The organism is Nocardia arizonensis (genome assembly GCF_001310275.1).
GTDB classification, from domain to species: Bacteria; Actinomycetota; Actinomycetes; order Mycobacteriales; family Mycobacteriaceae; genus Nocardia; species Nocardia arizonensis.
Genome location: NZ_LGYZ01000081.1, coordinates 462355 through 471248, shown reverse-complemented (window position 1 = coordinate 471248; position 8894 = coordinate 462355). Strand labels below are relative to the sequence as shown.

Below are 8894 nucleotides of genomic sequence, written 5' to 3'. Positions count from 1 at the left end.
GCCGTCACCCTGCTGCTCGCCGCCGCCCGCCAGATCCCGGCCGCCGACGCCACCCTGCGCGAACACATGTGGGCGCGCAGCAAGTTCAACGGCGTGGAGATCTTCGGCAAGACCGTCGGCGTCGTCGGGCTCGGCCGCATCGGCCAGCTGTTCGCCGCGCGCTTGGCCGCGTTCGAGACCAAGATCGTGGCATACGACCCCTACGTCTCCCCGGCGCGTGCGGCCCAGCTCGGCATCGAACTGCTGAGCCTGGACGAACTGCTCGAGCGCGCCGACCTCATCTCCGTCCACCTGCCGAAGACTCCCGAGACCAAGGGCATCATCGGCAAGGACGCCATCGCCAGGACCAAGCCCGGCGTGATCATCGTCAATGCCGCGCGCGGCGGACTGGTCGACGAGGCGGCGCTGGCCGAGGCGATCCGCTCCGGTCACGTCCGCGCCGCCGGACTCGACGTGTTCGACACCGAGCCCTGCACCGACAGCCCGCTTTTCGAGCTGCCGCAGGTCGTGGTGACCCCGCACCTCGGCGCCTCCACCACCGAGGCGCAGGACCGCGCGGGCACCGATGTGGCGAAGTCCGTGCTGCTGGCCCTGGCCGGCGAGTTCGTGCCGGGCGCGGTGAACGTCACCGGCGGCGCGGTCAGCGACGAGGTCACGCCGTGGTTGGACATCGTGCGCAAGCAGGGCGCGCTGCTCGGCGCGCTGTCGGACGAGCTGCCGGTCTCGCTCGAGGTGCAGGTGCGCGGCGAACTCGCCACCGAGGAGGTCGGCGTTCTCGAGCTCGCGGCGCTGCGCGGGGTGTTCTCGGCGCTGGTCGAGGCCGACGGAAACGGGCAGAGCCCGGCGGTCACCTTCGTCAACGCGCCCGCGCTGGCCAAGGACCGCGGTATCACCGCCGAGGTCACCACCGCGACCGAGAGCCCGAGCCACCGCAGCGTCGTCGACCTGCGCGCCGTTTTCGGCGACGGCCGCACCCTCAACGTGGCGGGCACGCTCACCGAACCGCAGCAGGTGCAGAAGATCGTCAACATCAACGGCCGCAACTACGACATGCGCGCCGAAGGGTTGAACCTCGCGGTGCTGAACTACGAGGACAAGCCCGGCGCGTTGGGCAAGATCGGTACCCGGCTCGGCGAGGCCGATATCGACATCCTCGCCGCGCAGCTGAGCCAGGACGTCGACAAGGAAGGCGCCACCGTCGTCCTGCGCGTGAACCGCGAGGTTCCCGCCGAGGTCCAGTCCGCGATCGGCGCGGCGGTCGGCGCCGCCAAGGTCGTGCTGGTCGACCTGGTCTGATCCGCATCCTCCCGGTGCCTTCGGCGGCCGCTCGGCCCGGCCGGTCCGGGCGAGGCCGCCGCTGTTCGGCCCCGCCCGCCCGCCGATCGCGTTCCCGTGGCCGCCGAGTACCGTGGCGATGCCGCTGATCCGCGCCCGGCACAATCGAACGGAGCATTTGTTGTCATGAAGCTTGCTGTCATCCCCGGCGACGGGATCGGTCCCGAGGTCATCGCCGAAGCGCTGAAGGTGCTCGACGTCGTTGCCCCCGGTGTCGAGAAGACCGAATACGATCTGGGCGCCAAGCGGTTCCACGCCACCGGCGAGGTCCTGCCCGATTCGGTCCTGCCGGAGTTGAAGCAGCACGACGCCATCCTGCTCGGCGCCATCGGCGACCCGTCGGTGCCCAGTGGCGTGCTCGAACGCGGTCTGCTGCTGCGCACCCGCTTCGAACTCGACCACCACGTGAACCTGCGCCCGTCCAAGCTGTATCCGGGCGTCACCAGTCCGCTGGCGGGCAGCCCCGACATCGATTTCGTGGTGGTTCGCGAGGGCACCGAGGGTCCTTATACCGGCACCGGCGGCGCGATCCGCGTGCGGACACCGCACGAGGTCGCCACCGAGGTCAGCACCAATACCCGTTTCGGCATCGAGCGCGTGGTGCGCTACGCCTTCGCCAAGGCCAACGCCCGCCGCAAGCATCTGACCCTTGTGCACAAGAACAACGTGCTCACCTTCGCCGGTTCGCTGTGGCAGCGCACGGTCGACGCGGTCGCCGCCGAATTCCCCGAGGTGCGCACCGCGTATCAGCACATCGACGCCGCGACCATCCACATGGTCAACGACCCGTCCCGTTTCGACGTGATCGTCACCGACAACCTCTTCGGCGACATCATCACCGACCTCGCCGCCGCCGTCAGCGGTGGCATCGGTCTCGCCGCCAGCGGTAATATCGACGCCTCCGGCGTCAACCCGAGCATGTTCGAGCCGGTACACGGCAGCGCCCCCGACATCGCCGGCCAATCGAAGGCCGACCCGACGGCCGCCATCCTCTCGGTATCCCTGCTCCTCAACCACCTCGGCGACACCGACTCCGCCGCCCGCATCGAGGCCGCGGTCGCCAAGGATCTGGCATCCCGCACCGAACCCGCCTCCACGGTCGCCATCGGCGACCGCATCGCCGCCGCGGTCTGAGCCCGCGCGCGCTCCGCCCGCCCGCCGACGGTTCCGCAACCGCCTGCGGTCGGGCGACACGTGGGCGTCAATTGGCCCGGCGTCGAAGCCCGGCGATGGCCCGTACCTCGATCCGCGCGTGAATTGGCCACGGAGCCTTCGCTGTCCACGCGAGCCGAGTGAACGAAAGTTGAAGCTACGACCAGCCGGCCGTGGCGGCCTCGAGGAACGACGGAGGGTGGTTTCCTCGAAAGAGATGCTGGTGCGGGCGAATTCGGTGAAGGGGAGTGCGCTCGACAGGTTCGGACAATCGTTACGTGGTCGATCCCCCCTGCCTGTCGGGCCGGAAAGTTGAAGCTACGACCACGGTTCGAATGGAGCGCCGGGTGATCGGGCAGCCGGCAGAACGGGTGCGGCCACCCCCGAGCCGTTCCCGGACATGCGGGCGCGGGGATACGGTGAAGGGCTAGAGTCCGCCCGGCGGTGCAGCATTCGACGCCGGCGGCAGGTAGCGAGCGTCGTGACGCCGGGCGGTGCGTTCGAGTCCGGTCGGAGTGCGGACGCGGGCGTCCACTATTAGCTGAAGGCTTTTCCCCGAATCAGGCACGGAGCCCTACGGATTCGCGTGTCAGGAGGTTGAAGCTACGACTCCGGTGCGTCGGTGCCTGGTGCGCGATGAAGGCTCCGTGTCTGAATCGGTACGGAGCCTTCGTGGTTCGGGTGGGATATGGGTCGGAAGGTTGATGCTACGACCGTGGGGTCGGTGCGTCGGGTGGAGTGGGGGCACTCGGTGGAATGGGCGGGTTCGGTGCGGGCGGTGCCGGAGGGGTGGTCGGAACCTGTGCGGGTGCGGGCGCATGCGGTGGGATGTGGAAGCCGGTCGGCGGGGTGGGGGCGCCGGGTCTGGTGGGGATGTTCGGTGGGGGCGGTACGGGGGGTGCACCCGGGATGTGTTGCGGGCTAGGGGGATTCTGGCGGGTTGCGCATGCGTCGTGGCCAGGACGGTGGTGTCCGGCGTGCCCTCCGGGAGGCGGGAAGCCGGACGGTCCGGGTGGGTGGTGCTCGCCTGTGGCGTCGGGGGCGTCCGGTGAGCCCGGGGCGTGCGGCCGGTGCGGTGGCACGGGCATGCCGGGAGGCGTCGGCGGTACGAGTGGGAAGGGTGGCGGGGGCGGGAAGGGGCCTGCGGGGGGCATGGGGCCGCTGAAGCGCTGGTAGGCGGCTTGGCGGGAGGTGCCGAGTAGGTCGCCGAGTTCGGCCCAGGTGTGCCCCTCCCGCTTGGCCTGGCGGGCCAGGGTATGCAGGATGTCGTCGACGAGGTGTCCCAGATTGCGGGTGGCGGTGAGCGCGGCGAGTACGGGGACCTGCGGGGCGCCTTCCGCCGGGCGCAGTACTCCGACGACCAGTTCGGCGTTGGCGGACAACAGCGTTGCCAGTGTCGCCCGCTCGTCGCCGGGACTCGGTGTGGTTTCTTCGGTCATACGTAAAGGCTGCCTTGACATCGCCGGTGTGTCAAGGCTGGGTTTACAATGGGTGTGACGGGTCTAGGCGGCCGGTGGATTGTGGGGATAGCGTTCGGCCACCGACCCGCGGTCGTGTCCGAAGAAATTGGCCACCAGATCGTCGGCGACCTGAAGCAGGACCGCCCGACCCTCGACCGCGGCGGCCCACTCCCGCGGCAGGGCCGAGATCCCGTGCGCCGCGCCGATGAGATTGCCCGCCACGGCGCCGGTGGAATCCGAGTCGCCCGAATGGTTGACCGAGAGCAGCAGCGCCGCGGCGATATCCCCGTTCTCCGCGCGCAGACCACAGTGCACGGCGATCGCGAGACATTCCTCGGCGATCCATCCCGCGCCCACCCGCTCGACCGTCTCCGGGGTCGGCGGTTCGGTGTCGGCGAGCGTGACGGCGAGGTCGAGCGCATCGGCGACCTCCGCGCCGCCGCGACAAGCCCGAACCTGAACGATTGTCTCGCGCACGGCCTTTGGTAGTGTCATACCGCTCACGACACGATCGACGAGTGCGGCGAACGCGCCCGCCGCCAGATATCCGGTGGGGTGCCCGTGGGTCAGTTGCGCGCAGAGCGCGGCGACCTCGAATGCTCGATCGGGTCCGAACCCGGCCAAACCGAAGGGCGCCGAGCGCATTACGGTGCCACAGCCCTTCGAATGCTCGTTGACCGGACCGGGATGACCCAGTCCGTCCGGCGGCAGATAGCCGCGCTGCTGACGCCGCAAACCGCTCATGCACGCACTGCCCGGGGCCCGGACCGCGTACAGGAAGTGATGATTCAACAGCCATCCGTCGGGCCGGTCGCCGGGGCCGCTCACGTTCTGGGTGTGCAGCCACCGCAGATACGACGCGCGCAGAACCGGCACCGGATCGGCGCCCGGCGGGCACCGAAGCAGGCCCTCGGCGCTGAACAACGTCATCTGGGTATCGTCGGTGACCGGCTGCGGCGGGCCGTATTCGCCGAGGAATCCGGTGATGCCCCGCTGTCCGTGCCGGTGCCGGATCCGCGTCAGATCCTCGAACTCGATGGGCCACCCGAGTGCGTCACCGATCGCCCCGCCCACCAACGAGCCGCGAACCCGCTCATCGATTTTCACGCCTCCACCCTAGATTTCGCGCGGCTGAGGCGCGGGCGCGGGGTGGGCCGAATCGGCGCCTTCGCGCGGCACCAGCGGGACGGCCGCCGCCGCCAGCACCGCGGCCGCGAGATAGGCGGCCGGGAATCCGCCCGCGGTGATGAGCGCGCCGAACAGCGGTGGGATGGCGGCGATAGCCAGATTCTGACCGGTGTTCTGGATGCCGAGACCGCGCCCGCTCCAATACGGACCGGCGATCTCGGCGACGGCGGTGAAGGCGAGCCCGTTGTCGGAGACGGTGATCACCGAGGCCGCGATGAGCAGTGGAATCGCCGCCCACCACCAGCCCGTCCACGCCGTGAACGCCAGCGCGGCCATGCAGACCACGGCCGCGACGGCCACCGTGCGCAGCGGATCCAGTCGGCTGCCGACCCGATCCGACCACGCCCCCGCGCCGATGCGGCCGAGCGCGCCGAGCAATTGCGTCGCCGTCACCAGCGCACCCGCCGCGGGCAGTGACCAGCCGATGTCGCGGTGCAGCCACAGCAGGGCGAAGGTCCACACCACACCCTGCGGTACGCACAGCAGCATCGACACGGCGTGTATGCGCCACAGCGTGGTATCGCCGCGGTAGGGGTTGGCGCGATCGGCGGCACGGCCGCCCGGGCGCGGCGGATCGATGATGCCCAGATAGCAGCCGAGTGCGGCGATACCGGCCATGACCGCGGGCACCAGGACCGCGGGCGCCACCCCGTACGCCGCGGCGACGGCGGGAATGGACAGCGCGCCGATGCCGACACCGAGCGGCTGTGCGGTCTGACGGATGCCCATGGCCAGTCCGCGCCGGTGCGGCGGGAACCAGCCGACGATGACCCGGCCGCTGGCCCCGTTGGTACTCGCGCCGCCGATGCCGCCGAGGAACAGCAGCGCGCCGAAGGCGATCTCGTTGTCGGTCGCGGCGGCGGCCAGGCCCGCGATCAGCATCACCAGCGGGCCGCCGACCAGGACCTTGCGTTCACCGATGTGGTCGACGACGTACCCCCACGCGATCAGCGTGCACACCAGACCCACCGTTGGCATCGCGACCAGCAGCCCCGCCCGTGGCAGCGACATGCCGCGATCGGTGAGCGCGGGCAGCAGGAACGGCACGCCGTGGATGAATACGGCACTGGATGCCTGTGCGAAGACCCCGAGGCCGAGCATGGACCACCGGCGTACGTCGCGTATCTGTGCCACGGCCGTCATCGCTCGCCCCGATCTCGCAAGTGTCTCACTATGTGAAACGGAAATCTCATTTAATGAACATTGCGGTCTAGGCTACACCGTGCGCGCAAGACGATTTCGTCACGGAGCTGTCGAACGCCTCACATCTGGCGGATATCGGGCACGGTCGCGTCGACAGTGCGCGGGCGGCGGCGACCATCGGGCCGACCGGCCCGACGGGTGTGTTCGAGCAGGTGGCGGCCGGTCGTTAGACTGCCGAGCATGCGTCTAGGTCGAGTTGCCAGTCCCGATGGGGTCGCGTTCGTCAGCATCGAGGGAGAGGGAAACGACGCCGTCGACGGTTCGTTCGTTGCCAGGGAGATCGCCGAGCATCCCTTCGGGACCCCGACGTTCACCGGGCGGAGTTGGCCGCTGGCCGATGTCCGGCTGCTCGCGCCGATACTCGCCAGCAAGGTGATCTGCGTCGGCAAGAACTACGCCGCGCACGCCGCCGAGATGGGCGGTCCCGCACCCGAGAATCCCGTCATCTTCATGAAGCCGAGCACCGCGATCGTCGGGCCGAACGCCTCGATCATCCTGCCGCCCAGTTCATCACAGGTCGATTACGAAGGTGAGTTGGCGGTGGTGATCGGCAGGCCGTGCAAGGACGTGCCCGCCGCCCGCGCCCGCGAGGTCATCCTCGGCTACACCGTCGCCAACGACGTCACCGCGCGCGACCAGCAGCGTGCGGACGGGCAGTGGACTCGCGCCAAGGGCTACGACACCTTCTGTCCCCTCGGTCCGTGGATCGAAACCTCGTCGGACCCCTCGGATCTCGAGATCGTCACCGAACTCGACGGCGCGGTGTGCCAGCGCAGCCGCACATCGCTTCTGTTGCACGATATTCCGACGCTCATCGAATGGATCAGCACCGTCATGACGCTGTTGCCCGGCGACGTGATCCTCACCGGCACACCCGAAGGGGTCGGCCCGATGCGACCGGGCCAGCAGGTGTCGGTCACCGTCGAAGGTATCGGCACCCTGACCAATTCCGTTGCGGCCAAACAGCGCTGACCGCTCGCCGCACCCGAGTCCGAGAGAGAGCCATGACTGAAGTACGGGTCCGTTTCTGCCCGTCGCCCACCGGAACGCCGCACGTCGGCCTCATCCGCACCGCGCTGTTCAACTGGGCATACGCCCGACACACCGGCGGCACCTTCGTCTTCCGCATCGAGGACACCGACGCCGCCCGCGATTCCGAGGAGTCCTACCGCGCCATCCTCGACGCGCTGCGCTGGCTCGGACTCACCTGGGACGAGGGCCCCGAGGTCGGCGGCCCCCACGGCCCCTACCGCCAGTCGCAGCGCCGCGACATCCACCTCGACGTCGTGCGCGCACTGCTCGAGGCGGGCGAGGCGTACGAATCGTTCTCCACCCCCGAGGAAGTCGAGGCGCGCCACCGCGCGGCGGGGCGCGATCCCAAACTCGGCTACGACAACTACGACCGCGACCTCGCCCCCGAGGTGATCGAGGCGTACCGGGATGCCGGGCGTCCCGCGGTGATTCGGCTTCGCATGCCCGACACCGACATCAGCTGGCACGACCTCGTCCGCGGCGACACCGTCTTCAAGGCGGGCACCGTCCCCGACTTCGCGCTGACCCGCGGCAATGGCGACCCCCTCTACACGCTGGTCAATCCCGTGGACGACGCGCTCATGCGGATCACCCACGTCCTGCGCGGCGAGGATCTGCTGTCCTCGACACCGCGTCAGCTCGCGCTCTACGCCGCATTGCGGCGTATCGGCATCGCCGAGTTCACCCCCGAGTTCGGCCATCTGCCATTCGTCATGGGAGCAGGCAACAAGAAGTTGTCCAAGCGCGATCCGGAATCCAATCTGTTCGCCCACCGCGACCGCGGATTCATTCCCGAGGGTTTGCTGAATTATCTCGCGCTACTCGGCTGGGGTATCTCCGACGATCACGACGTGTTCTCGATGGCGGAGATGGTCGCGGCGTTCGATATCTCGAAAGTGAATTCGAATCCGGCCCGCTTCGATCAGAAGAAGGCCGATGCGCTGAACGCCGAGCACATCCGATTGCTCGAATCCGGCGATTTCGCCCGCCGCCTCCGCGAGTTCCTGACCGAACACGGGCATATCGGCGCCGATATCGATGACAAACTGTTCGCCGCGGCCGCCGAATTGGTCCAGACCCGCATCGTCGTCCTTTCCGACGCGTGGGATCTGCTGCGATTCCTGTTCGCCCCCGCCGACGAGTTCGCCATTGATCCGGCCGCGGGCGCCAAGAATCTCGGCGGCGAGGCCGACCAGGTGCTCGACGCCGCGCTCGCCGCCCTCGAGCCGCTGCCCGCGTGGACCACCGAGGCCATCGAGGAGGCGCTCAAGACCGCGCTGATCGATGAGCTGGGGCTCAAACCGCGCAAGGCCTTCGCGCCGGTGCGGGTCGCGGTCACCGGATCGCACATCAGCCCGCCGCTGTACGAATCGCTGGAACTGCTCGGCCGCGAGACCTCGCTCGGGCGACTGCGCTCGGCACGGGAATGGACCGCGCCCGCCGGACAGTGAGCGCCGACCCCCGCCGCTACGGCCGAAAATATGGCTTCTACCAGGCGATTTGTAGTTTACCGGCGGGGGTTTG

7 protein-coding genes are annotated in these 8894 nt (G+C 69.1%); 4 read left to right on the top strand and 3 right to left on the bottom strand.

What is annotated here, in order from left to right; genetic code table 11:
- A partial coding sequence (gene serA, locus APZ21_RS17765) for a phosphoglycerate dehydrogenase (protein ID WP_054814364.1) occupies positions 1–1296 on the top strand: 1296 nt, incomplete at its 5' end.
- A gap of 165 nt (positions 1297–1461) precedes the next feature.
- On the top strand, positions 1462–2469 hold the full coding sequence (locus tag APZ21_RS17760) for a 3-isopropylmalate dehydrogenase (protein WP_054814363.1): 1008 nt from the start codon (positions 1462–1464) through the stop codon (positions 2467–2469).
- Positions 2470–3194: 725 nt separating this feature from the next.
- Here APZ21_RS17760 and APZ21_RS34135 read toward each other — a convergent pair.
- From APZ21_RS34135 to APZ21_RS17745, 3 genes are all read right to left on the bottom strand, one after another.
- Positions 3195–3926 carry a hypothetical protein gene (locus tag APZ21_RS34135; RefSeq protein ID WP_156371133.1) on the bottom strand — a complete coding sequence of 244 codons (732 nt, stop codon included), beginning with the start codon at positions 3924–3926 and terminating at the stop codon, positions 3195–3197.
- Between the two features lie 63 nt (positions 3927–3989).
- Complete coding sequence (locus APZ21_RS17750; RefSeq protein ID WP_054814361.1) at positions 3990–5054, bottom strand: ADP-ribosylglycohydrolase family protein; 1065 nt, start codon at positions 5052–5054, stop codon at positions 3990–3992.
- Between the two features lie 9 nt (positions 5055–5063).
- The gene (locus tag APZ21_RS17745; RefSeq protein ID WP_054814360.1) at positions 5064–6278 is read right to left on the bottom strand and encodes an MFS transporter; all 1215 of its coding nucleotides are present in this window, start codon (positions 6276–6278) and stop codon (positions 5064–5066) included.
- Between the two features lie 240 nt (positions 6279–6518).
- On the opposite strand from APZ21_RS17745, the gene APZ21_RS17740 reads away from it, so the two are divergent.
- Together APZ21_RS17740 and gltX are read left to right on the top strand one after the other, a co-directional pair.
- Positions 6519–7310, top strand: a complete 792-nt coding sequence (locus tag APZ21_RS17740) for a fumarylacetoacetate hydrolase family protein (protein WP_054814359.1) — start codon at positions 6519–6521, stop codon at positions 7308–7310.
- A 32-nt stretch (positions 7311–7342) separates the two neighbouring features.
- On the top strand, positions 7343–8821 hold the full coding sequence (gene gltX / locus APZ21_RS17735; protein WP_054814358.1) for a glutamate--tRNA ligase: 1479 nt from the start codon (positions 7343–7345) through the stop codon (positions 8819–8821).
- Positions 8822–8894 lie beyond the last annotated feature (73 nt).